The organism is Cecembia sp. (genome assembly GCF_007126775.1).
GTDB lineage: Bacteria > Bacteroidota > Bacteroidia > Cytophagales > Cyclobacteriaceae > Cecembia.
The window spans coordinates 1-23,993 of sequence record NZ_SLAP01000187.1 but is presented as its reverse complement, the minus strand read 5'-3'; the positions used below and the strand labels follow the sequence as shown (position 1 = coordinate 23,993).

Sequence of the window (23,993 nt, the reverse complement as noted above, 5' to 3'; positions counted from 1 at the left end):
CTGCCTCAAGGGCTTTTTTATTTAACCCAATGATTGAAGTCAAAGACAAAATATTTAAACCCTATCTAGGACAGCCCACAATAGAAAAAAGGGTCAAAGAATTGGGCAGGGAAATATCAAAAGACTATCGGGGAAAAGATCCCATTATTATAGGTGTGCTCAATGGTGCCTACATTTTTCTGTCGGATCTTTCAAAAGCCATTGATATCCCGGCAGAAATTTCATTCATTAAAATTTCTTCCTACGAGGGGGATTCATCCACAGGAAAAGTCAAAAGATTGATCGGGTTGGATGTAGAATTGAAAAATAGACATGTATTATTGGTGGAGGACATTGTAGATACAGGCCTAAGCATGATAAATTTACTGTCCCAAGTTAATGAAAAGGAACCTGCATCTGTCAAAACGGTAACTTTACTGTACAAACCTGATGCACTCCGACATAACGTTGCCCTTGATTATATTGGGTTTCAGATACCCAATAAATTTGTTGTAGGCTATGGTTTGGATTATGATGGTTTCGGGAGGAATATTCCTGAAATCTACCAATTGTCCACATGAAAATTGTAAAGTGTTGAATCAAAAAATATCAAAGAAATGCTGAACATCGTATTATTTGGCCCTCCTGGTGCAGGAAAGGGAACCCAAAGTGAAAAAATTATTGAAAAATACCAGCTGACACACTTATCCACAGGAGATTTATTCAGAAAACACCTTGGAGAGGGAACTGAACTCGGAAAGTTGGCAAGGAAATATATGGATGAGGGTAGACTTGTTCCTGACGAAGTGGTCATTGGTATGGTCGATGATAAAATCGCCAATACGCCAAATACAAATGGGTTTATCTTTGATGGATTCCCAAGAACTGTGGCCCAAGCCGAGGCTTTGGATAAATTGATGCAAAAAAACAATTCTGGAATTTCGGTAATGATAGCCTTGGAAGTGGAAGAAGAAGTCCTGAAACAAAGAATCAGGGAAAGAGGAAAGACCTCAGGAAGGGCAGACGATCAGGATGAAGAAAAAATTGCTACGCGTATAGGTGTTTATCTGGATGAAACACTCCCAGTAGCAGGGTATTATGAAAAACAGGGAAAATTATCAAAAGTCAATGGTGTTGGAACCATAGAAGGAATATTCCAGGACATCTGTAATGTAATTGACAGGTACTAATCTCTAAATTATTCTTACCTTTGCATAATACAATTGGCTGAGCTCCAAAGCTTGGCCAATTTTATTTATAAACCATCAAACAAGTGGCTGATAGCAATTTTATCGATTATGTAAAATTCTGTTCCAGATCCGGTGCAGGGGGAAGTGGTTCGGTACATTTCCGAAGGGAAAAACATGTTCCAAAAGGAGGACCTGACGGGGGTGACGGGGGTCGAGGAGGGCATATCATCCTGAGGGGTAACTCCCAACTTTGGACCCTCTTACACTTAAAATATAAAAAGCATGTCATTGCCGAAGAGGGCAAAGGAGGGGAAGGCGGCAGAAGAAAAGGCAGGGATGGCAACGATGTTATCTTAGAAGTACCTCTTGGGACTGTGGCCAAGGATGCTGAAACAATGGCGCTCCGTTTTGAAATTACTGAGGATGGACAAGAAGTCATTTTAACCTCTGGAGGAAGAGGTGGACTGGGTAACGATCACTTCAAAACTGCCACCAATCAGGCACCACATTATGCCCAGCCGGGAGAACCTGGAATAGAGGAATGGATCATTCTGGAATTGAAACTCTTGGCAGATATTGGCCTTGTTGGCTTCCCCAATGCAGGCAAATCCACCCTGTTGTCAAGTATTTCAGCAGCAAAACCAGAAATAGGAGATTATCCATTTACTACCTTGGTGCCTAACCTTGGTGTCATCCCGTACAGAGATGATAAATCATTTGTAATGGCTGATATACCCGGAATTATAGAAGGTGCATCGGAAGGAAAAGGACTGGGATTACGTTTTCTCAGACATATAGAAAGAAATTCCATTCTACTTTTTATGATTCCAGCAGATGCCGACAGCATCTCGCTTCAATATAAAATCCTTCTCAAGGAGCTTGAAAAATACAATCCTGAACTATTAGATAAAAAACGGCTATTGGCAATCACCAAAGCAGATATGCTGGATGAGGAGCTAATGGGAGAAATGAATAAGGATGTTCCAAAAGAATTGCCATCCATATTTATTTCTGCTGTGAGCCAATACAACCTAGACCGCTTGAAAGACATGCTTTGGCAGGCCATAACCGAGCAATAAAGTGTCAGTTTGTCAGTAAAACCGCAATGGCAAATTTATTGATAACGTGTTATTATTAAATTTTGAGAAAGATGAGTGATAAAGATATTATGAATGAAGAGCAAACTACTTCTCAAGAACAGGAAGTAAAACAGGAAGATCTTAGAGAAGCAAATAACAAGTCCAATGCAGAAAATGTAGGAGATGATGGACTATCTTTTATCGAAGAAAACCTAAAGAAAGAGGTAGCTGATCTAAAAGACAAGTACCTCAGGCTATATTCTGAGTTTGAAAATTATAGAAGAAGAACAGCGAAAGAGCGTTTGGACCTAATCACAACAGCTTCTGAGGATTTAATCAAAGAAATTCTACCAATAATCGATGATTTTGAGCGGGCATTCAAAGCCAGTGAAAAGGAAAGTGATGTGGTAAAAGTAAGAGAAGGCAACCAATTGGTTTTCCAAAAACTGGTGAAGACTTTGGAAAACAAAGGAGTGAAGGTAATGGAAGACTTGATAGGTAATTCTTTTGATGCCGATACGCAGGAAGCCATAACCCAAATTCCTGCACCAAATGAAGAAATGAAAGGAAAAGTAATTGATGTAGTGGAAAAAGGCTATACCCTTGGAGATAAGGTAATCCGCTACGCCAAAGTAGTAACAGGAGCTTAAAAAAATATCATGGCTAAAAGAGATTATTACGAGGTATTGGGAGTATCCAAAGGTGCAACAGCGGAGGAAATTAAAAAGGCCTACCGTAAAATGGCAATCCAATACCATCCAGATAAAAACCCGGATAACCCGGAAGCTGAAGAAAAATTCAAGGAAGCAGCAGAGGCCTATGAAGTGCTGAGTAATCCAGAAAAACGACAGCGCTATGATCAATTTGGGCATCAGGGCCTAGGCGGTAACGGTGGTTATGGTAGTGGTGGAATGAATATGGAGGATATTTTCTCCCAGTTCGGTGATATTTTTGGCGGTGGCGGATTTGAATCCTTTTTTGGTGGAGGCCGAGGAGGAAGAAGGGCAAAAAAAGGAACCAATCTAAGGGTCAAACTCAAATTAAACCTCAAGGAGGTTGCCAATGGTGTTGAGAAGAAAATTAAAGTAAAACGACACGTTTTGGCTGATGGCGTTACTTTCAAAACCTGTTCTACCTGCCAAGGATCCGGTCAGATTAAAAAAGTAGTGAATACCATGTTGGGGCAGATGGTCTCAGCAAGTACCTGCCACGTCTGTGGCGGAAATGGTCAGATCGTGGACAAAAAGCCTGCAGAGGCAGATGCCAGAGGCCTGGTACTAAAAGAAGAAATCTTATCTATTAATATCCCCGGAGGGGTGGCTGACGGTATGCAACTCAGCATGTCCAGCAAGGGGAATGAAACTGCCGGTGGTATTCCAGGAGATCTTTTGATTGTTATCGAAGAGATTGAAGACGATACGCTCCAAAGAGATGGTAACAATGTAGTCTATGATCTTTATGTGAGTTTCATTGATGCAGCACTTGGCGCACAGATTGAAGTACCTACCATAGATGGGAAAGTGAAAATCAAACTTGAACCCGGTACCCAAGGAGGGAAAATCCTTCGTTTGAAAGGAAAAGGTATAAAAGACATTAATGGGTATGGAAAAGGAGATCAGTTGATCCATGTCAATGTATGGATACCAAAGCAACTGTCCAAAGAGGAAAAACAAACCTTGGAAGGATTAAGAAACGCAGAGAATTTTCGTCCTGATCCTGGAACAGGAGAAAAAAGTTTCTTCGACAAAATGAAAGAATTTTTTTAAAATTTGGAGCCGGAAGAAATTCCGGCTTTTTTTATATTAACAAAACCTTTACGTATAATTGCCGTAATCTATCCCTATGTTGACCAGATTTTCACTCTTATTTTGCCTATTCTATGGATGGAATGCGGGAGCATGGGCACAATTGTCCAAAGAGTTTATAGTAGAAGAAAAGCATGGATACAACCTTGTTCAGGTTGATTTCAATATTTACAAGGGGATTTCTGAGATCAAAAGACATATAGAAGATATACCTGTTCATATCACCTGCGAGCTTTCCAAGGTGAATATTCTTCCCGACTTCAATCATCAAATAAAAGATCAGGTCCTTAAAACTGAACTGACCCATAGAAATGTGGAATCCGAGAATCTCGGTAAAAGCCTTTCTTACAAGCTTTTTTCGGTTCAAAACAATGATTTTGACCACACTTGGAAAATAAACCTTAATTCAAATTACCTATACGCTTTGAACTTTCATTTTGGCGTAGGTAAAGCCTACTTTGACCTTTCCCACTTACCCATTTCAAATTGTCTTATCAAATCTGCCAGTGCGGATATTTCCTTGGATTACAGTAAGAAAATGGCCAATTCCGTGAAGATGGACACGATTCTTGTAAGTATCAATATGGGGACTTTACAGGCTAATCACTTGAATTTTACCAATGCCAAACACATGATATTTGAGGCCAATTATGGAAGCCTCAACCTTATTTTTTCGGATAAGATGTCTGAAGGTAGCGAAGTATCCGCCACTGTCGGTGCAGGAAAAGTTGATTTACAGTTTCTCAACGATAGCCAACCCACCATTATTAAAATCAAATCCACTGCGATGTGCAGAACAACTATTCCTAAAAATTGGAAAGATATTGGCAACAAGACTTACGTTAACAAATCCTACAAAGAAAATGCTGAGGATTTGTTGAGCTTAAACATTGATGTATCAGTAGGTTCGGTGACAATAAGATAATTCCCCAACTTTTATTAATTTTAGCCAAAACCAAGGCTTTGAAAATTTTAGAAATTCAGCATCTTAATAAATCCTACGGGAGTACCAAAGCACTTAGTGATATAAGTCTCTCCATTTCAAAAGGGAGAATTTTTGGTGTTTTAGGTCCTAACGGGGCCGGTAAAACAACCCTTATCCGGATAATCAATCAAATCATAGACCCTGATTCAGGAATTATTTTATTCAAAAATCAACCCTTAAAAAGGGAACATATCATAAATATTGGCTATCTGCCTGAAGAAAGAGGGCTGTATAAAAAAATGAAAGTTTGGGACCAATTGATCTACTTTGCGCGTTTGAAAGGGCTGTCTGCGAATGAAGCCCAATATAAAGTGGACAATTGGTTAAACAGAATGGAAATTGCCCATTGGAAACATAAGCGAATTGATGATTTATCCAAAGGCATGGCCCAAAAGATACAGTTTATATCAGCAGTTTTGCATGAACCGGAACTACTGATTTTAGATGAACCTTTTTCTGGTTTTGACCCAGTCAATGCAGAACTCATCAAAAACGAAATATTGGCCCTGAGAGAAAGGGGTGTCACTTTGCTGCTTTCCACACACAGAATGGAATCTGTAGAGCTCTTGTGTGATGAAATCGCCATGTTTAACAAATCAGAAAAGATCTTATCGGGTCACTTGTATGATGTAAAAACCCAGTTTCGGACCAACAAATTTGAACTGAAAATAAAAGGCTTTATGGCTGAAAGTATTCCTCCCGGTTGGGAGTTGATCTCAAAAACAGAGGTGGACACATTTTGTGTGCCTCTTCAGGAAGAAGGCAGCAATGGACTCCTACACAAAGCAATGGAATTGGGAGAAGTAGTGGGCTTAAAAGAAATCCTACCAAGTATGGAAGAAATATTTATCCAACAGGTAAAAAAACACGAAAATGGATAAAGTCTGGCTTGTTATCAAGAGAGAGTACTTGTCCAGGGTCCAAAAGAAATCTTTTTTGTTGGCCACCTTGCTGACCCCACTTATATTCCCTGCAATTATGGGCTTCTTCCTATGGATTGCATTGGATGATGTAGATAGGCCTTATCTGAGTATCATTGAAGTCGTAGATGAAAACAACTTCTTTTTTATCGAAAGCTCGGAACAATATGCATTCTCCTTTTCCAATACATCTTTTGAAGATGCAAAAAGAATGGTCAGGGAAGGTGAACGTTTTGGGCTAATTTATATCCCTACTCTGGACATCTCCAATCCAAAAGGAATCACCTATTATAGCAATTCGACTCCTAGTATGGGACTGACTTCTTTTATTGAAGGAAGCCTGAAAAGAAGAATTGAGGAACAAAAACTATATGAAGCCGGAATAGATCCGGATATACTAGATGCTTATAGAACCAAAGTAAACCTTCAAACTGTAACGCTGGATTTTTCGGGAGAAGAAAAAATAGCCGATGCAACGGTCAATTACGCTCTAGGCTTTCTGGCTGGCATTATGATTTATATTTTCATTTTCATCTATGGGAATCAGATCATGCAGGGTGTAATTGAAGAAAAATCAAGCAGAATTATTGAAATACTTGTTTCTTCAATCAGGCCTTTCCAATTGATGCTGGGGAAAATAATTGGTATTGGTGCAGTAGGGCTGACCCAGTTTCTGATCTGGATTATTCTCATAGGCACATTGTCCACGTTTGTGATCGGCTACCTAGGCTTACAGATGCCTCAGCAGCAATTGATGGAAATGGGCAGTGCGGAACTTAACCAGCAACTTCCTACCAATAGCAGTTTGTACCAAGCCATTCAGGTAATTCAAAATATCAATTTCTTTCAATTGATACTAACCTTTATCTTTTACTTTTTAGGGGGCTACCTTCTTTACGGTGCATTATTTGCAGCCATTGGGGCCGCTATAGACGCTCCCTCAGAAGCCCAACAGTTTATGCTCCCCATCACCATTCCCTTACTGATTGCCTACTTAGGACTCTTTATTTTCGTATTGGATGACCCTAACAGCAAGGCCTCTTTTTGGCTATCTATAATCCCCTTTACATCCCCTATTGCCATGATGGGAAGGGCGAGTTATGGCATACCCTTTTCTGATCTGCTACTATCTATGTCACTCCTGGTGATAGGATTCATTTTTAGTACATGGATTGCCGGGAAAATTTATCGCATAGGAATCCTTATTCATGGAACCAAGATAAACTATAAGACAATCTGGAAATGGCTTAAATCTGCATAAAAGCAGCGCAAATGGCGGTTACATTTTACTCTTCAGCAACATTAAAAATGTCAACCTGCTCCTTCACCCAATCTTTGTACTTATCCAGCCGGTAGGTGCTCCACCTTTCATTGTACTTTCCTGAACTGTCAATTAAAAATTTGAAGGCTGTGGCCGCTTTGGGCTTACTCAGGGCATTGAATAATTCATCCTGAAAATTCCTCTCTTTCACGACTCTTTCCACAAAATTCTCCATCATTTGATGCTCCTGAGCCGGTTCCATTCTGGTAAACTCGGCAAAATTATCAGGATCCTCGTCGATTTCGTCAAGAATGTCCTCTTCTTCTGGAGTAAGATCATAATTGAAATAATCTTCATCGTCGGGAAGGTGGTGGAGTTTTTTCTTATCCAGTTGATAAAAACAGATCATTCCTTTGAGCAGCTGTGCCGCTATGTTCTCGACTTCTTTTTCTGATAGGGTAAGCATTTGAAATGAATCATAAAATTTTGAGAAAATTAACTAACTGTAGCTTAAAATCAAACAGTTTTTTATTGTCATTAAAATATCTAGCTAAATATTCAATAAGCGGGACAACAGCTCAGTGTCCAAATCATGTCCTCCAGGATAGCGCACCTTTTCGGCCTTGATACTCAGGGAATTTATCAACTCTTCCTGCTTAAGCAGTGACTCCTCAGTTATCATGCCATCCTGCTCCCCCAAAGCGATGAAACATTTACTTTGCTTTAATTTGCTGCCGAATTTTTCTGGATTAAGATCATGTGCAAAACCTCCTCCCCAAAGAATGAGGGTATCTACAGGCATGGTCAGTTGGCTCACCCAACGGGTAGCTGTAGCCGCCCCTTGAGAAAAACCAAGCACTTTTAAAGTTGGCCTGTAATTGTATTTGACCAGTATGGAATCCAAAATTGCATTCAGGTATTTGTTGTTGTTTTGAATGGCAGCCTCCCGCTCATGTTTAGTCATCCAATTCGCACCTACCCTTCCTGAAAACCCCTCAAGATAGGCATGGTTGGTTGCTTCAGGAACAACGATCAACCGCTCTTCTTGGAACAGAGGCTTCATTTTTTTCAAAAAGTACTCAGATAACTGTCCGTAACCATGAAGGGCAAAAAGTATTTCATTTTCGTTCCTGTTTACCAAATGGGAAATTCTAAAATGGGCTTGATGCTCGTATCTTATCGCGTTTTTCATCAGGCATTTAAATCATTGAATCTAAAAGGCAACAATTGTTCAATATTTTTGGCTACCAAAAGATTGCCATCAGGTCGCAACATCATGACTTGGATAGCATTATCAAACTTGAGTTCATACTCATTGATGGTCTGTCTACAAAGTCCACAAGGTGTAACTGTTGCATACCTATCTGAGGCCCTTTTTTTGGCAACGATGATTATTTTTACGGGTCTGGATTCAGGATGGTTGCCGGTAGCATAACTTAGCACAGCCCTCTCTGCACAAACACCTACCGGAAAAGAAACATTTTCCTGATTATTGGCCGCAAACTTTTCTCCATTTTCCAAAAGCAAGGCTGCACCTACCAAAAAATCGGAATAGGGAGCATATGCCTGTTGCATGATGTTTTTTGCCATTTCAGTCAGTACCCGATCTTCTTCAGACCATTCTTGAGGGGGGTAAACCTCAAGCGCTACTTTCATCTCAATCTTTTTGCGCATATTTCCAGTTAAAAATGATTTGAATTAACGAAAAAAAAAGCGGAAAGTTACTTTTCATGGAATTTATCCCTTCTCACTTTTGAGCATGGTTCTTTTTTCCCAACTTGTATTGTCAATTCAATAGAAAAATATAAAATGAAGAAAATCCTGATCATCGGTGCTGGCAAATCTTCCACTTATTTGATTGAGTACCTTTTGAAGTCTGCCCTGGAAAAAAATAGAGAAATTACAGTTGCCGATCTTCAACTTGACGTTGCTTTGAAAAAAATAAATGGACACGCTGCTGGCAAAGCTGTTGAATTGGCCATTGATGATACGGATGCAAGGAGAAGAATAATCGCCAACTCCGATTTGGTTGTCTCCATGCTTCCGGCTTTTTTACACCCGCTTATTGCCAAAGATTGTCTTGAGCTAGGAAAACACTTTTTCTCCGCTTCCTATGAATCGGAAGATTTACGCAGATTAAAGGAGGAAATAGCCTCCAAAAATCTGCTTTTTTTGAATGAATGTGGGTTGGATCCCGGAATTGATCATATGTCTGCCATGCGGATAATTGATCATGAAAAAAAGAAAGGACATGAAATAACTGCTTTTAAATCCTACACGGGCGGTGTCCTTGCTCCTGAAAGCGAAGACAACCCATGGAAGTACAAGTTCACCTGGAACCCTAGAAATGTAGTCTTAGCAGGACAGGGAATGTCCAGGTTTATACGCAATGGCAAATACAAATTTATCCCCTACCATATGCTCTTTAGAAGATTGGAAAAAGTCCACTTCGATGAAGTTGGTGGATTTGACGCTTATCCCAATAGAGACTCTTTGACCTACAGGAAGATTTATGGATTACAAGATATTCCTACCCTCTTGAGAGGTACGCTAAGAAGGACTGGATTTTGTGGGAGCTGGGATGTTTTTGTTCAACTCGGCATGACTGACGATACCTTTGAAATGGATTTACCTGATGGTTTTACGGCTAGAGAGTTTATCAATGCTTTCCTGCCATTCCATGCATCGAAAACTATTGAAGAAAAAATCTATGAACTTTTGCCTTCGGTAAATGCAAAAATCATGGAGAAAATAAAATGGTTGGGCCTTCTTGAAGAAATACCCATGTCCAAAACCAAAGGCAGTCCCGCCAGTTTATTGCAGGATTTATTGGAAAGAAAATGGGCACTACAACCCGATGACAAAGACATGATTGTCATGCAGCATTTATTTGAAGTTAAAACACCTGAAGGATTGAAAACCATTACCTCAAGTTTGGTCTGCAAAGGGGAAAACCAGGTGCATACAGCAATGGCAAAAACAGTTGGACTACCCTTAGCCATGGCTGTAGATCTTTTTTTGGACGGAACTATCCAGTCCAGAGGTTTAAGACTACCGATCAGTGCCGAATTCTATAACCCTATCCTCAATAAGCTTGAGGAAGAAGGAATAATTTTCAAAGAATCAACGCTTGAAAGCTGAATTTAATTGGAGGGTGGATTCCAAAAAGAAGGGGGATTCAGGGTCGCATTGGGAACCGTTCTGCAGTCATCAGCAATAATCCTTGGCGTAGCCAGAAATTCCAGGTCCTGGTTATCGATATACACAACCTGCGATTTAACATCTGCTGCAATGAAATAACCCAAGACGAGCTCATCAGGGTCATCCAAACTGATCATATTGCCTCGGATATTGGCAGGTGGCTGGTCAAATACGCTCCCTGTAATGCTCAATTGTTGATCTACCAGTCTCAGAAAGCGGTGTGCATTCTGTGTAATACCCATTTGTAATACTTCTGTCCTGTAAGTCCTTTTAAACCTTGATCCATTGTCCTCAATAAAGGTAATGGTCTGTCTGGTGTCCAAACCGTTAAAGTCCTCATCTGAAGCAATGGCAAAATTTTGTATGCGGTTATTTTCAGTCAGGTAGCAAATGTCGCAACAATCTTTCGGATTGGGTCCTCTAGGATTGGTAGGGTGATTTGGTGGATTGGTAAATAATTCCGGATTGGCTACCACCACATAAGTCCCTGGAGTAGTTCTCCAATAATAAAAATTATTCTGATCTCCAGGATCTTTGAAATGTGCCAAAAGTTGCACTCCTACCCTATCCTGCAACCGATTATCTGTAGCTACACTCACACTTCTTATGGAAACGGAATCTATCGGAGCTACTGGGTTTACCTTTTCAGGAAAAGAAGAATATAGCCTTCCGTTCAATAGTTGGATCTGCAAAGTATAGCTCAATCCTATCTGGGCCTGAAAACCAACTGGCGTATGGTAAACACCAGGTTCTACTTCTTCCAAAAATGTAACAAGCCCCTCCGAATCCCTCACATTGACCTGGGCCTGACGTATGGGCCTGATCAACCCTTCAAATACCGATCCATAAGTATCCGTACGTGTCAGCCGGATAGCATGAGGGCCAGGCATTGTATTGATGAAACCCTCTACAGTCAATAATTGCTCTCCTTCTTCTAAAGCTAAATTGTAAGGATCGATACAGGAAAAAGGCAATAGGAAAAGGATATAAAATAAATGAATAAACCTTTTGAGCATGGATTTAGAATTTAAGAGAATAGCTTAATGTAGGTAATGGCACTCCCAAAATCGCTAACCTGAAAGCCTGAGGTGGTGCCCCAGGCTGATCGGCGAAAAAGATGGAAAAAGGGTTTTTACGACCATAAACATTCATGACAGCGAAGGTCCAATCTCCATCATAAAATTTTCCTTTGCCTTCAAACTTAAAATTAAGCGACAGGTCGAGTCGGTGGAAATCAGGAATTCTTTGAAGGTTTCTATCTCTGAAAAATGCCAATGAATTGCCTGCAAAATCAAATTTTGCTTCAGGGAAAGTAACAGGCCTACCCGTACTGTAAAAGAAAGTAGCTGACAAAGAGGTAAAGGAGCTGAGTTTATAATTTCCAATCAAAGTCAGATCATGAGGCCTATCAAAATTAGAAGGAAACCAATTGCCATCATTGATAATTTCTTCCTCAAATGGAGTAATCACCCTTCTAAGGGCTCTAGAGTAGGTATAGCTTGCCCAACCTGTAGCCCTTCCTAGATTTTTTTTCACATACACCTCTACCCCATAAGCTTGACCTTGCCCTGGAATAATTTCAGTTTCCAAATTGTTCTGAAGCAATAGCCTAGCACCATCCTTGTATTCTACCACATTTTGGATATCCTTGTAATACACCTCAAATGAAGTTTCAAAAATGTTCCCTTTGAAGTTTTTGTAAATTCCCAGAGAATATTGGTCAACTATCTGAGGTCTCAAAAACTGATCACTCAATTTCCAAACATCCGTAGGGGCTATAGTGGCCGTATTGGATATCAAGTGGATAAACTGATACATTTTATTATAACCTGCCTTTATGGAAGTCTTAGGATCTATAGAATAACGCATAGATATTCGGGGACCCCATCCATCGTAGGTTTGAATCAATTCCCCATCTTCATAAGTTCTCTCGCCAATAACATTTCCACTGTTTATCGGCAGATTAGGACTATACTCTCTTACGGTCCTAGGACCGAAATATTGATATAGGTCATATCTAATCCCATAAGAAAACCCAAGTTTTTCACCCACTTCAAAATCATGTTGAAAATAAAATCCAGACTCATTGGCATATTCATTTTGAACTTTTTGGGGAAGAACGCCAGATTCACCATTGCTCCCGGGGATCAACTCACCAGGTTGAATGGTAATTCTCTTGGTATCCCCTCCTAAACTGATGCTGTTTCTCTCACTGAAATTATACCTAAAATTAAATCTGAGGCCAGTATCAATAATTCCTGACACCAAGTCAAAATTATTAATACCTGACTGATTGAAAATACTGAAATCATAAAGGGTATGAAAACCTATCAAATCCACCTCGGCCTTTTCACCAAACCTCCCGGAATAATGTACAGACTGACTTTGATTGGTCCAGGATATGGTCGTATCAGAAGCTAGAGCAAAATCATCGTAACTTCTATAAAAGCTATAGGTCAGATTATGGTTCTCGTTGATTTCTCCATATAGAATGCCATTGATATCATTGAAATTGGCCTGGCTTGTCCTTAATTCCGGATTATTGAGTGAATTCAATAGCCAATTAATATAAGAGCCTCTGAAACTTAGCTGTGCCGAAACAACATCTTTGACAATTGGTCCATTTACTGATGCTTTTCCGGTTACTGTCCCTACCATCAAATCTCCCCCCCATTGGGTAAGACTTCCTGATTTTGGTGCTATATCTAAGATAGAAGAACCTCTTCCTCCAAATCTTGCAGGGATTATGGCCTTGTACAAGGTGAAATCATTTACCACATCAGGGTTAAAAGCTGTAAATAAACCAAACAAATGGGATGGGTTATAAACTGGGGCGCCGGCAAACATAATCAGGTTCTGATCAGCACCCCCACCCCTTACATTAAGACCTGATGATGCCTCGCCTACTTGTGAAACACCTGGCAGTGTAGCCACGGATCTGATAATATCAACTTCTCCCAAAAATGGTGGCAGCTCCTTCAGGGTGTTCATACTGACACTTATCGCTCCCATTTCAGTACTTCTGATATTTTTCTCTGGGTCCCTACCAAAAATTACCACATCATCTAGGGTAAAATCTTCCTGAATCATGGTGATATTAATCCTTCCCTCACCTACCGCTACTATGGGATATACAATCGTCTCATAGCCCACATACCTGAATTCAAGAATGTACTCAGCACGGTCCAATACCAGATTAAAATTTCCGTTGGTATTGGTTATTTCCGTTTTATTGATTTCCCTTACAGTCACGGTGGCACCCACCAGCGCCTCTCCTGTTATCTCATCCGTAATTCTTCCACTGATTTTAAGGTTTTTCAGTTCACCGATATCACGGCCCACTACCGTTCTGCTCTGGGCAAATGCTGAACAAGTGAAAGAAATGAATAATGCTGTAAATAAAATTATCCTCATATGATTTTATTTAGAAACCCGATGGGTCAAAAACCCAAAATTCACCTGGAACTCCAAACACCTGAACTTCTGCACTTCTTGTAAAATATATTTTACCGTCCCAAAGAAAGGTAGCCTCTGTTCTTTCAGTTGCACTACCTGGAAAATCATTTTTCCGAATCCAGTTATTGTTGATCAAATCGAGCTCCCACATCTGTAATGAGCGATTACCAAGACCTATTATAGCCCTATCTCCGATAGCAACAGCCACTCCCCTCCCATTACCCAAAGATCCTGGATAAACCGTAATAAATTCCCAATTACCTGTAACCGCATCAAAAGCATAAATCCGACTATTATCCTGATTGATAAAATACTGCCGGTTTCCATATGAAAAATTGAGCAGGGTATAGTCAATAGAAAAAGGCGCATTGCCCACGATCTCCCATGCAACATCACCTGGTGAATACCTATAAATCATATCTCCCAATGACCCACCAGCCACATAAAGATTCCCTTGTAATTCAAATGCGGCTGCATCTGCTACATTGAAGGGAAGATCCCCTAATGGCATAAAGACTCCATTCTCAAGTCGGAAAAAATCCCTGCGAGACTGAGGCGAGATGATGCTGCTGAACCCACCACCAAAAAAGTTTTTGCTGGAAAAAGACCTCCAAAAATCCCCCTCAGGAAAATCAAACAGCTCCCAATTGCTATCTCCTACCTGATACCTCCAGAGGTTTGAATTCAAAGCCTGCCCCCTGTCCGAACCTTTACCAAAATAAAATATATTGTCCTCCTGTAATGATATCCCGTCAAATACCCTGATGGCGGAAGGAAAGTTGGCAATTTTAGTATATTGCCCTATTCTGTAACTGAACTGTCCATTGAGAATTATCTCCCTGCCTTGATTGATAACCTTGATGGCAACCACAGCTTCATCACCTATGGGAGGTACCCTCACCCGAAGAACTGATTCAAAATCGATCCCAATTACCTCTCCTTTGACTGCTCCAAAAAAAACCTCAGTATCAGTTGTGAAATTTTTGCCTGAAATACTGATTACAGAGCCATCCGGGCCATTATTGGGCGTGAAATCAAATGCTGAAGGGGTCAGCGTCTGGATTTCTATGGTATTTCCCTCAAGAACTTCTCCACTTAGATCAACAAATGCCTTGACGTAATATTTTGTATCTATATTCAAACCGGATACTTCTCCTAGAAATCGTCCTGGTTCCTGCCTATCCCCAAGTGATACTTTTATACTTTGATTGAATGAGGGATTGTCAGCAACAAAAAAACCATGATCAATTGCCTCTATCCTTTGGTTGGTTATTATTCTTCCTGAAATTCTCAGCCTTTCTCCACTTGCAAAAATTACATCTTCTGTAACCACAGCGGGATTAAAATCAAAATCTTCTTCGCAAGAAAAAAACAAAATCCCGCATAGAATAAGACAGGATAAAACAACAGAAAATCTTATTTTCATGCTAACTTTATACTTTTAGAAGTGCTAAAATTAACTGATTATTGTTTTAAAAAAAATTTAGACGAAAAAGTGTTTTCTTTTTTTTACCCAACTTAAAATATCAGCAAATAATCTCTCAATAAGGTGGAATAAGCGGCTAAATATGCGCCATTTTGATCCTTAATTAGGAGTTCAGAACCATCTTCTTTCTCAGGTAAAAAAGAAAAGCGGCCAACAGTTCTCAAAATCGGTTTTGACGCCCTATCTCTGATAAAAATCTGCCTATTCAAATACAAACCCTGATCAGCTGCAATTTTCTCCATTTGCCTCATCCCTTCAGGAGGCAAAATCAACCAAAAAGCTCCTTTTGGCGCCAAAAGTTTTCTGACTCCCGATACCAATTCGGAAAAACTCAAATTCTCGTGGTGCAAAGCCATATTTCTCTTCGGATCAACGGATTTTAGGTGATTGAAAAAATAGGGTGGATTACTTACAATAAGGTCAAATTTTTCAGATACGCTGTCAGAATATTCTTGAAAAGACTGGTGAAGGAATTTGATCCTTTCTGACCAAGGCGATTGGCTGGCGTTTTCACTTGCCTGTTCCCAAGCATCTATGTCTATTTCAACACCCGTAATTTCAAGTGACCCGTAACGCTGCGCTATCATCAATGAGATGACTCCCGTTCCAATACCTACCTCTAGCATATTTTTAGCCTTTTCCTCTCCTGCCAATGCGCCCAATACTACCCCATCTGTACCCACTTTCATGGCACAGCGGTCCATGTGGATTCCAAATTGTTTGAACTGAAAAAATGATTGGGACATTTTTTTTAAAGCAGATTAAAACATAGATCCCTCATCTGGATTTTCGTAGCCCTGATCGGGAGGAAGATGAGGTTTTTCGGCAGCTGATACTGCCAATTGGTCACAGCGTTCATTTTCAGGGTGGCCAGCATGGCCCTTTACCCAGATAAACTTGGGTTTATATTTCATGTGTAATGGGATATATTGGCGCCACAAATCTGGATTTTTTTTGTCTTTAAAACCTTTTTTTTGCCAAGACCAAAGCCAACCCTTTTCCACAGCATCCACCACATACTTGCTGTCTGAGTAGATGGTAACAGGAATCCCTTTTACCTTGATCTCCATAAGGGCCTTAATGACAGCCAATAGCTCCATCCGGTTATTAGTGGTCATCCGGAATCCCTCAGAAAGTTCTTTCCTATGCTGCTTGTATTGAAGAACCACACCATAGCCCCCAGGGCCTGGGTTGCCTTTGGCTGCCCCATCTGTATGAATGATAATCATGGCACAAAGAAAAAGGATTAATTGACAAGTCTTGCATAACAAATTGTTTACCCGGATAAGAAATCACAACAATTCACTTCCCGACAATGCTGTTTTGAAAATCTTAATGGCGATAGATAATAGAATAATTCCGAAAATTCTCCTTAAAACGTCCAATCCTGTCTTGCCAAGCTTTCTTTCCAGCCAGTTGGTACTCTTCAAAACCGCATAGACTATCCCTAAATTGATAATAATGCCCACAGCAATGTTCCATTGGCTGAATTCTGACTTAAGGGTCAAAATAGTGGTCAAAGTACCTGCGCCTGCAATCAAAGGGAAAGCTATGGGTACAATGGATGCCGATGTGGTAGATGCTTCCGGATCCGGTTTAAACAACTCAATCCCCAAAATCATCTCAGCCCCCAATGCAAAAATAATCAAGGCTCCCGCTATGGCAAAATCCTCCACCCCGATACCGAATAAGGAAAGAATAGATTTTCCGATCAACAAAAATAAGAGCATCAGGACGCCAGCTGCCAAAGTAGCTTTTCCTGATTGAATATGCCCCACTTTTTTTCTGAGATTGATGATAATGGGAACGGAGCCCAAAATATCTATCACCGAAAATAATATCAGCGTAACTGAAAATATTTCCTTGAGATCAAACATGACTAATAGGTTTTGAGGAAGGTTATCAATCGCTCCATTTCCTGATCCGTGATGGCCGGAAAATTGGCAATCCTAAAACTTGAAGGCTTCAATGGACCATAACCACTCCCCAATTGCATTCCTTCTTTTTCAGCATTTTTCTTAATTTGGCTGATAAATTCTTCCCTACCGGTCACCGCCAGGACCGTACTGCTCCTGGCTTCGGGGTTTTGGATCAAAAGCCTAAACTTAGTGGTATTGGCTATGGCATCCTCCAGTTTCCTCATACGCTCTCTTGTAATCCGGTCCACATGTTGGATCTCCTGCATGTCCTGCAGGACCCTTTTCAACAAATAAATAGCAAAGACATTTGGGGTATAATGTGTCTGGTAAGTCTGCGCATTTTCCAACATAAAATTGAGACTATTGTACCTGCCTGTTTCCCCCTTGTCCTTGGCTTTAGCAATGGCTTTGGGAGAAACCAATAAAACACCTAGTCCAGCAGGTAGCCCAAAGCACTTCTGTACGGATGCATACCAGATATCCGCTAACTTGAAGTCCAACTCTATTCCAGCCATGGAAGAAGTAGTATCCACCGCAATCATCTTTTCAGGATACTTATTGGCAATGGCGGCAATGCTGGCATTGCTTACCTGGGTGGCATTGGATGTTTCATTTTGCGTGATTGCAATCAGATCAAAGTTTTCACCAATCTGCAAGCCCTCTATATCAATGGTGTCTTCAGCAGCAATAATGTGGGCAAAAGAAGTCGGTGCAATGTGTTTGGCATAATTGAACCATTTTTTGCCAAAGGATCCTGAAAAAATATGATAACTGGAAGATTGTACTATGGATTGACTGATGATTTCCCAGCTCTCAGTAGCTGATGAAGTAAATAAAAGCCGGTATCCTTCGGGAAGATGCAGTTTTTCCTTCATGAGGGTTTCTGTTTCCTGATACAGGTTCATAAAAACAGCAGACCTGTGATTGGCGCTTAATATTCCCTGTTGATAGGCTTCCTGCATGTATTGAGGCAACTTATCATACACTTTGGAAGGTCCCGGTGCAAATGTTATCATGTTTAATATTGATTAAGAAAATAATGTATACCCAACTCATAACCTTTCAGTCCCAATCCTGAAATCATTCCTACGCATTCTTTGGAAATAATACTTTTGTGCCTGAACTCCTCCCTTTTGTAAATGTTGGAAATATGCACTTCAAGTACGGGAGTTTTAATTCCAGCAATCGCATCAGATATCGCCACAGAAGTATGGGTATAGCCCCCTGCATTCAGCAAAATGGCATCAAAACTAAAGCCCACTTCATGGATTTTATTGATCAGCTCTCCCTCAATATTGCTTTGGAAATAGCTGAGCGCTATTTGAGGAAATTTCTCCTTCAGTATCCGGAAATAATCCTCAAATGAAGTATTCCCATAAATTTCAGGCTCCCTTTTTCCCAAAAGGTTTAAATTAGGCCCATTGATGACAATGATTTTCAAGGCTAATTGGTTGTTTGGTATGAATCCACAAAAGTATCAGTTATTTGGGAGATTGCCCAAACTAAGTCAATAACTCAGGCTTTTATTTTTTTGAATAGAATGTGTATCTTTCATGTGATATTTTCAATATTGCATTTTATGGGCAATAAGAAACAAATGACCTTTAAATCATTGGCACTTTCAGGCGCTATAGCTGGACTTATTCCGGGAGTAATTCATTACTTTTGGTTAGCTGAAAACCCAAATGTTTTTTTATCCTTAATGGGCTTTTTAGTATTCAACCTGGTTTATCTTACATTTATTTGCTTCAGTTATAAAATCAATCCTTTGAAAGGTAGATTTACTAGCCCCGATCGGGATTAAAGATGGAAAAAAGAAGGGACTGGGAGAGCCTGATCAGGCAGTTTGAGCATCATTTGAAAATCGAAAGGTCCTTGAGCAAAAACTCCATTCTTGCCTACCGGCAAGATATGCATAAATTCAGCCGTTTCATGGAAAATAACTTTCCTGAAGTGGGTCCCACAGCGGTCAAACTGCAACATCTCCGGTATTTTGTGAATGGCTTGGCAGCATTGGAAATATCAGCCTATACCCAGGCAAGGATTATTTCAGGCATTAAGGCTTTTTACAGATTTCTCATGTATGAGGACAAAATCACTGAAGATCCTGCACAACTTTTGGAGACGCCCAAACTTGGCAGAAAATTGCCTGACACCTTAAGCTATGAAGAAATCAACCAAATCCTGGAAAGTATTCCTCTTGGAGAACCTGAAGGCCATAGGAATAGGGCAATTTTGGAAATGCTGTACAGTTCCGGTTTAAGGGTCTCCGAATTGACTGATCTGAAAATAGGAAATATTTATGCGGATGTTGGTTTTTTACGCGTAATAGGAAAGGGGAATAAGGAGCGGCTTGTTCCGGTAGGAAGAGATGCATTAAAATACTTAAACATTTATCTGGAAGAATTCAGGAAAGAAATGCAGCCCGCCAAAGGGCATGAGCAGTTTGTCTTTTTGAATAGAAGAGGAAAAAAACTCAGCCGCGTCATGATTTTTTTGATTATCAAAAAACAAGCAGAAGCGATAGGGCTGAAAAAAAATGTAAGTCCCCATACTTTTCGGCACAGCTTTGCCACCCATTTGATTGAAGGGGGTGCTGATCTCCGTGCTGTTCAGGAAATGTTGGGCCACGAAAGCATCACCACCACTGAAATTTACACCCATTTGGACAGGGATTACCTGAGGCAGGTTCTCAATGAATTCCATCCCCGGAAGTAGAAAGGACTCAGTATAATTCCCAGCATATCCTGTAAAACGCCTCTTCAAAAGTTTTCAATTTTCCATAAAACAATAACTAGGATAAAACACGACTGTGGAAACAGCGCGTCAGGAAATGAACTGCTATAAAAGCAAAACTTTTAGTTGAACTTAACGTTAAAAATCTACCAATTACATCTGATCTGTCTATGAAGAAAATTTTTACAACCCTCATTGCTATCATCCTGGGTTTTGCCAACACACCATCCCTTTTTGCCCAACTCCAAAAGGGAAATTTAATGGTTGGAGGCTCCCTAAACTTCAACCGTTCAAATACTGAAGCTTTCGATTTTTTCAGTGCAGCAAGCCAAGACGAAATAAGAACATTTACTTTAAACCCGAGGGTCGGTTATTTTATTTCTGATACTTGGGTAGTCGGATTAGAAGGTAGGTTTTCCAGTTTCAATAGTAAAGTAGAAGTCATGCCCCCCTCACCTTCTACCAGTGTATTAGAAATAAACGACATAGGAGCCGGGGCTTTTGCCAGAAAGTTTTTCCCGATTCAGGAAAAGCTTGCATTCTTTGGACAATTCAGCACAGCCTTTTTGAGTAGTAACCAAGAAAATTCCATTGATCAGAATAACAGTACACTGGTTTTTGAAAGCAATGTGCGTAGGTGGGACTATCAAATTGGTGCAGGATTGGCATTCTTTCCTACGCCTTGGATAGCCGTAGAACTGCAGGTAGTTCCGATAAATTTTGGATTCAATTGGAATGAATCCAAAAGTTCCGGAGCACCAGGATGGAGTACAGAAATCTCCTCTTCTTATTTCAATGTAGATTTGAATACTACTTCTGTTTTTTTGGGGGTCAACTTTTTTATCAATAGGAATAAATGAAAAAGATGCTGCTCATACCCCTCTTATTGATCCTGTCCCAGACCTTGGTCTTTGCCCAATTCGAAAAAGGTACTTTCATGGGCAGAGGTAATGTCAGTATCAATCGCGTTAGTACTGACAGAACATTTATCAATCCGCAATTTCCAAATGAGGACAATCAAACGGAGAATGTATGGACAATACTTCCCGGGCTTGGTTATTTTATTCAGGACAATTTAGCTGTAGGTGCCCATGGAGGAATGGGAAGGGGCACCTATGCCCTTTCGATGGAAGGTTACTCCGGGGCTAGAACTGTTACAAGGGATTTTTACGCGGGAATCTTTATCAGGAAGTTTATGGTATTGGACGAGAAATTTTCGTTTTTCCTGGAAGGATATGGAAATAGGATCTGGGAAAGACCATTCTTTGAAGATTCCGATGGTAAGTTCTACGATACCAAAGGTGATGGCTGGCACGCAGGGATATCACTTGGGCTTCATTATATGGTTTCCAAAACCATTGGATTGGAATTAAAGTCTGGTCTATTCGAGTACAATACCACAACAAGCACTAACTTGATGGAAGAATCTCCGATCAACCAACAAAGCACCTTGAAACTAAACCTTATCTCTCAATTTGGCCTTGGTTTGAATTTCTTCTTCTAGAGTCCCACAACAAAAGAAGTCTATTCTCCAGACCTTAAAATATTTGATTTCAAGTGTCAAGCTATTGAATTGCAGGTTAATTCAGAAGATCCTCAAACTTTATTCCCAGACTTTATCCAAAACGTTTAATTTTGCTGGCGTCATTAACCTCATGCAGCGTGTACAAATCGATTATCAAACCCATTCTTTTTAAAAAAGATCCGGAAAATGCCCATCATTTTACGTTTTCCTGGATCAAAAGAACTTTTAACCTTCCCCTAATCCGGCCAGGAATCAAATCCCTTTTTCATTATGAAAACCCCATATTGGAAAAAGAAGTATTCGGCCTGAAGTTCAAAAACCCAATAGGTTTGGCTGCTGGCTTTGACAAAGACGCCAAACTGATCGACGAAATGGCGCTTTTGGGATTTGGATTCATAGAAATCGGTACACTTACTCCAAGACCCCAGGAGGGCAATCCCCAACCAAGATTGTTCCGACTACCCAAAGATGAAGCTTTGATCAACCGTATGGGATTCAATAATGGAGGGGTAGAAGATGCCGTAAAAAGACTGAAAAAAAGAAATTCCGATGTCCTCATTGGTGGAAATATCGGTAAAAACAAAAGCACATCGAATGAGGACGCCGTATTGGATTACCTGTATTGCCTGGAAGTATTACACCCTTATGTGGATTACTTTGTGGTCAATGTGAGCTCCCCTAACACGCCTAATTTAAGGGCATTGCAGGAAAAAGAACCTTTGAAAAAACTGCTTACGGAAGTCAAGCAGGCCAATGTCAAAAAAAATAAACCCAAGCCTATCCTACTAAAAATTGCACCGGACCTTACCGTAGGCCAACTGGATGATATCATAGAGATAGTGCAGGAAACCAACATTGACGGGGTAATTGCCACCAACACTACCATTGACAGGGACCAATTGCAGACCAAGGCTGAAATGGTGCAAAAAATGGGTGCCGGAGGGCTTAGCGGCAAGGTACTTGCCAAAAGGAGTACAGAGGTAATAAAATACCTGGCCAGCCAATCCAATCATTCTTTTCCTATCATTGGTGTAGGGGGAATATTCACTGCCCAAGATGCCATTGATAAAATCAAAGCAGGTGCCTCTTTGGTTCAAGTATATACAGGCATGATTTATGAGGGACCCGCAATGGTAAGAAGAATAAAAAAAGGTTTGGCCGAATATTTGGAAAAACAAGTCAAGTAAATCCATAAATTTCGATTATCTTCAATTCAAAAAAGAGACTGACTGCATCAAAAATGGCTTCAGAGACACCCAGAACAAATACTTTTAGGAAAAAGAACGAACCAAAATCAAAGACAAAGTCAGGCAATAGAAAATGGTTTTCGATGTCCTTTGTCCAAGATAAAAGAATTCCCCTGACATTTGGCATCATTCTGATCTCCTTGTCCGTTTTCATGCTTTTTGCATTTGTAAGTTACCTTTTCGAAGGAAAGGCAGATCAGGACATTGTTGTCTCTCCTATGGATCAAGACCTTAGAAGTACTGCTGAAGAAGCCCGCAACTGGCTGGGCTTTTGGGGTGCGCAGGTCTCACACCTCTTCATCCATAAATGGTTTGGAATCGCTGCTTTTTTGCTGCCTCCCTTTATTTTCATTCTTGGCGTTAAAGTCGCTTTCAAAAAACTGATTTACTCCCTTTCAAGATACCTGGCTTTTGCCTTGTTTTTCACTTTCTGGATTTGCTTGTTGACTGGTTACCTTGTACAAAAATCAGAAGGCTACCATAGCTTGGGTGACCTGAGTGGCGGTTTTGGTATTGAGCTGGGAATTTTGGCTGAAAACTTTCTTGGCTGGGGTACTTTCATACTGATTGTAGGCTCTTTATTAATATTTATCGTTTTCTTTTTCAATATTGATCAGTTCAACTGGTTCTCTTCCCCTGGCAAAGAAGAAGAGGAAGACCTATCTAAGGATTTGTCAGAGCCTGCATACAAAAGGAAGGAAGACCCAGTCCATGACCAAGAAGATGAATTGGACCTGGATGATGAGACAGTGCTTGAAGATGATGGCAACTCCTGGACAATCAATAAGGAAGACAACAAATCAAAAACACCCGTCCCCTCTCCCATATTTAATGTAGAGGGTGCAGAGGATCTACCTGAAAATTTACCTGAGGTTCAAGAGGTCAAGGAGGAAAAAAAATTCTCGGTGGTCACACAGGCCGGTGAAGAGAAATCTGCCGATGCAGTTGAAAACCTTGATCCATACGACCCCAAACTCGATCTACCCCATTACCAATACCCGACTTTGGATTTATTGAATGAGTACGATTTCCAAAAAGTCACGGTATCCAGACAGGAATTGGAGGAAAACAAAAACAAAATTGTCGAAACCCTGGTCAATTTTAAAATAGGCATACAGGAAATTAAAGCGACGATTGGCCCGACTGTCACCTTATATGAAATTGTTCCTGACCCAGGTGTAAAAATTTATAAAATAAAAAACCT

The 23,993-nt window shown here is 40.3% G+C and carries 26 protein-coding genes; 14 read left to right on the top strand and 12 right to left on the bottom strand.

The window, feature by feature from the left end; genetic code table 11:
* The first annotated feature begins 29 nt into the window (after nt 1-29).
* From hpt to QZT73_RS12415, 8 genes are all read left to right on the top strand, one after another.
* Nucleotides 30-560 (top strand): hypoxanthine phosphoribosyltransferase, encoded by a 531-nt coding sequence (gene hpt, locus QZT73_RS12450; RefSeq protein ID WP_291778897.1) that lies wholly within the window; start codon nt 30-32, stop codon nt 558-560.
* A 36-nt stretch (nt 561-596) separates the two neighbouring features.
* Nucleotides 597-1,169 carry an adenylate kinase gene (locus tag QZT73_RS12445; protein WP_291778895.1) on the top strand — a complete coding sequence of 191 codons (573 nt, stop codon included), beginning with the start codon at nt 597-599 and terminating at the stop codon, nt 1,167-1,169.
* Nucleotides 1,170-1,252: 83 nt separating this feature from the next.
* Entirely contained in the window at nt 1,253-2,248 is a 996-nt protein-coding gene (gene obgE / locus QZT73_RS12440; protein WP_291778892.1) for a GTPase ObgE, read from the top strand.
* Nucleotides 2,249-2,319: 71 nt separating this feature from the next.
* Nucleotides 2,320-2,898, top strand: a complete 579-nt coding sequence (locus tag QZT73_RS12435; RefSeq protein ID WP_291788443.1) for a nucleotide exchange factor GrpE — start codon at nt 2,320-2,322, stop codon at nt 2,896-2,898.
* 9 nt (nt 2,899-2,907) lie between these two features.
* On the top strand, nt 2,908-4,014 hold the full coding sequence (dnaJ, locus tag QZT73_RS12430; RefSeq protein ID WP_291788440.1) for a molecular chaperone DnaJ: 1,107 nt from the start codon (nt 2,908-2,910) through the stop codon (nt 4,012-4,014).
* 76 nt (nt 4,015-4,090) lie between these two features.
* A complete protein-coding gene (locus tag QZT73_RS12425) occupies nt 4,091-4,978 on the top strand; it encodes a hypothetical protein (protein WP_291784667.1) in 888 nt (295 codons plus the stop codon).
* Between the two features lie 38 nt (nt 4,979-5,016).
* Nucleotides 5,017-5,919: an ATP-binding cassette domain-containing protein gene (locus tag QZT73_RS12420; RefSeq protein WP_291784665.1), complete on the top strand. Its 903-nt coding sequence runs from the start codon at nt 5,017-5,019 to the stop codon at nt 5,917-5,919.
* Nucleotides 5,912-7,219, top strand: coding sequence for an ABC transporter permease (locus tag QZT73_RS12415; protein ID WP_291784663.1), 1,308 nt, complete (start codon nt 5,912-5,914; stop codon nt 7,217-7,219). Before QZT73_RS12420 ends, QZT73_RS12415 begins: the two co-directional genes overlap by 8 nt.
* Nucleotides 7,220-7,244: 25 nt before the next feature.
* On the opposite strand, the gene QZT73_RS12410 is transcribed toward QZT73_RS12415, so the two are convergent.
* From QZT73_RS12410 to QZT73_RS12400, 3 genes are all read right to left on the bottom strand, one after another.
* The gene (locus tag QZT73_RS12410; protein WP_291784661.1) at nt 7,245-7,685 is read right to left on the bottom strand and encodes a UPF0158 family protein; all 441 of its coding nucleotides are present in this window, start codon (nt 7,683-7,685) and stop codon (nt 7,245-7,247) included.
* An 84-nt stretch (nt 7,686-7,769) separates the two neighbouring features.
* Nucleotides 7,770-8,411: an alpha/beta hydrolase gene (locus QZT73_RS12405; protein ID WP_291784659.1), complete on the bottom strand. Its 642-nt coding sequence runs from the start codon at nt 8,409-8,411 to the stop codon at nt 7,770-7,772.
* Nucleotides 8,411-8,893: a cytidine deaminase gene (locus tag QZT73_RS12400; protein ID WP_291784657.1), complete on the bottom strand. Its 483-nt coding sequence runs from the start codon at nt 8,891-8,893 to the stop codon at nt 8,411-8,413. Before QZT73_RS12400 ends, QZT73_RS12405 begins: the two co-directional genes overlap by 1 nt.
* Nucleotides 8,894-9,028: 135 nt before the next feature.
* On the opposite strand from QZT73_RS12400, the gene QZT73_RS12395 reads away from it, so the two are divergent.
* A complete protein-coding gene (locus tag QZT73_RS12395; RefSeq protein WP_291788437.1) occupies nt 9,029-10,360 on the top strand; it encodes a saccharopine dehydrogenase C-terminal domain-containing protein in 1,332 nt (443 codons plus the stop codon).
* Between the two features lie 2 nt (nt 10,361-10,362).
* On the opposite strand, the gene QZT73_RS12390 is transcribed toward QZT73_RS12395, so the two are convergent.
* From QZT73_RS12390 to aroQ, 8 genes are all read right to left on the bottom strand, one after another.
* On the bottom strand, nt 10,363-11,436 hold the full coding sequence (locus QZT73_RS12390; RefSeq protein ID WP_291784655.1) for a DUF4249 domain-containing protein: 1,074 nt from the start codon (nt 11,434-11,436) through the stop codon (nt 10,363-10,365).
* Nucleotides 11,437-11,440: 4 nt separating this feature from the next.
* Nucleotides 11,441-13,834, bottom strand: coding sequence for a TonB-dependent receptor (locus tag QZT73_RS12385; RefSeq protein WP_291784654.1), 2,394 nt, complete (start codon nt 13,832-13,834; stop codon nt 11,441-11,443).
* Between the two features lie 10 nt (nt 13,835-13,844).
* Nucleotides 13,845-15,302, bottom strand: a complete 1,458-nt coding sequence (locus tag QZT73_RS12380) for an IPT/TIG domain-containing protein (protein WP_291788435.1) — start codon at nt 15,300-15,302, stop codon at nt 13,845-13,847.
* Between the two features lie 92 nt (nt 15,303-15,394).
* Nucleotides 15,395-16,108, bottom strand: a complete 714-nt coding sequence (locus QZT73_RS12375; RefSeq protein ID WP_291788433.1) for a methyltransferase — start codon at nt 16,106-16,108, stop codon at nt 15,395-15,397.
* Between the two features lie 15 nt (nt 16,109-16,123).
* Nucleotides 16,124-16,591, bottom strand: a complete 468-nt coding sequence (rnhA, locus tag QZT73_RS12370; protein ID WP_291783783.1) for a ribonuclease HI — start codon at nt 16,589-16,591, stop codon at nt 16,124-16,126.
* A 63-nt stretch (nt 16,592-16,654) separates the two neighbouring features.
* A complete protein-coding gene (locus QZT73_RS12365) occupies nt 16,655-17,239 on the bottom strand; it encodes a MarC family protein (protein WP_291783781.1) in 585 nt (194 codons plus the stop codon).
* A 2-nt stretch (nt 17,240-17,241) separates the two neighbouring features.
* Nucleotides 17,242-18,297: an aminotransferase class V-fold PLP-dependent enzyme gene (locus tag QZT73_RS12360; RefSeq protein WP_291788431.1), complete on the bottom strand. Its 1,056-nt coding sequence runs from the start codon at nt 18,295-18,297 to the stop codon at nt 17,242-17,244.
* Nucleotides 18,298-18,299: 2 nt separating this feature from the next.
* A complete protein-coding gene (aroQ, locus tag QZT73_RS12355) occupies nt 18,300-18,722 on the bottom strand; it encodes a type II 3-dehydroquinate dehydratase (RefSeq protein WP_291783776.1) in 423 nt (140 codons plus the stop codon).
* A 365-nt stretch (nt 18,723-19,087) separates the two neighbouring features.
* Between aroQ and xerD the strand changes: the two genes are divergently transcribed.
* The 4 genes from xerD to QZT73_RS12335 all read left to right on the top strand — a co-directional run bounded on the left by xerD (nt 19,088) and on the right by QZT73_RS12335 (nt 22,729).
* On the top strand, nt 19,088-19,999 hold the full coding sequence (gene xerD, locus QZT73_RS12350; protein ID WP_291783775.1) for a site-specific tyrosine recombinase XerD: 912 nt from the start codon (nt 19,088-19,090) through the stop codon (nt 19,997-19,999).
* A gap of 188 nt (nt 20,000-20,187) precedes the next feature.
* Nucleotides 20,188-20,877: a hypothetical protein gene (locus QZT73_RS12345; RefSeq protein ID WP_291783772.1), complete on the top strand. Its 690-nt coding sequence runs from the start codon at nt 20,188-20,190 to the stop codon at nt 20,875-20,877.
* Complete coding sequence (locus tag QZT73_RS12340) at nt 20,874-21,521, top strand: hypothetical protein (protein WP_291783769.1); 648 nt, start codon at nt 20,874-20,876, stop codon at nt 21,519-21,521. The genes QZT73_RS12345 and QZT73_RS12340 overlap by 4 nt, the downstream gene beginning before the upstream one ends.
* 158 nt (nt 21,522-21,679) lie before the next feature.
* Nucleotides 21,680-22,729, top strand: a complete 1,050-nt coding sequence (locus QZT73_RS12335) for a quinone-dependent dihydroorotate dehydrogenase (RefSeq protein WP_291783767.1) — start codon at nt 21,680-21,682, stop codon at nt 22,727-22,729.
* On the opposite strand, the gene QZT73_RS12330 is transcribed toward QZT73_RS12335, so the two are convergent.
* Entirely contained in the window at nt 22,722-22,943 is a 222-nt protein-coding gene (locus QZT73_RS12330; RefSeq protein ID WP_291783766.1) for a hypothetical protein, read from the bottom strand. The genes QZT73_RS12335 and QZT73_RS12330 overlap by 8 nt on opposite strands.
* Between QZT73_RS12330 and QZT73_RS12325 the strand changes: the two genes are divergently transcribed.
* A partial coding sequence (locus tag QZT73_RS12325) for a DNA translocase FtsK 4TM domain-containing protein (protein WP_291788429.1) occupies nt 22,942-23,993 on the top strand: 1,052 nt, incomplete at its 3' end. The genes QZT73_RS12330 and QZT73_RS12325 overlap by 2 nt on opposite strands.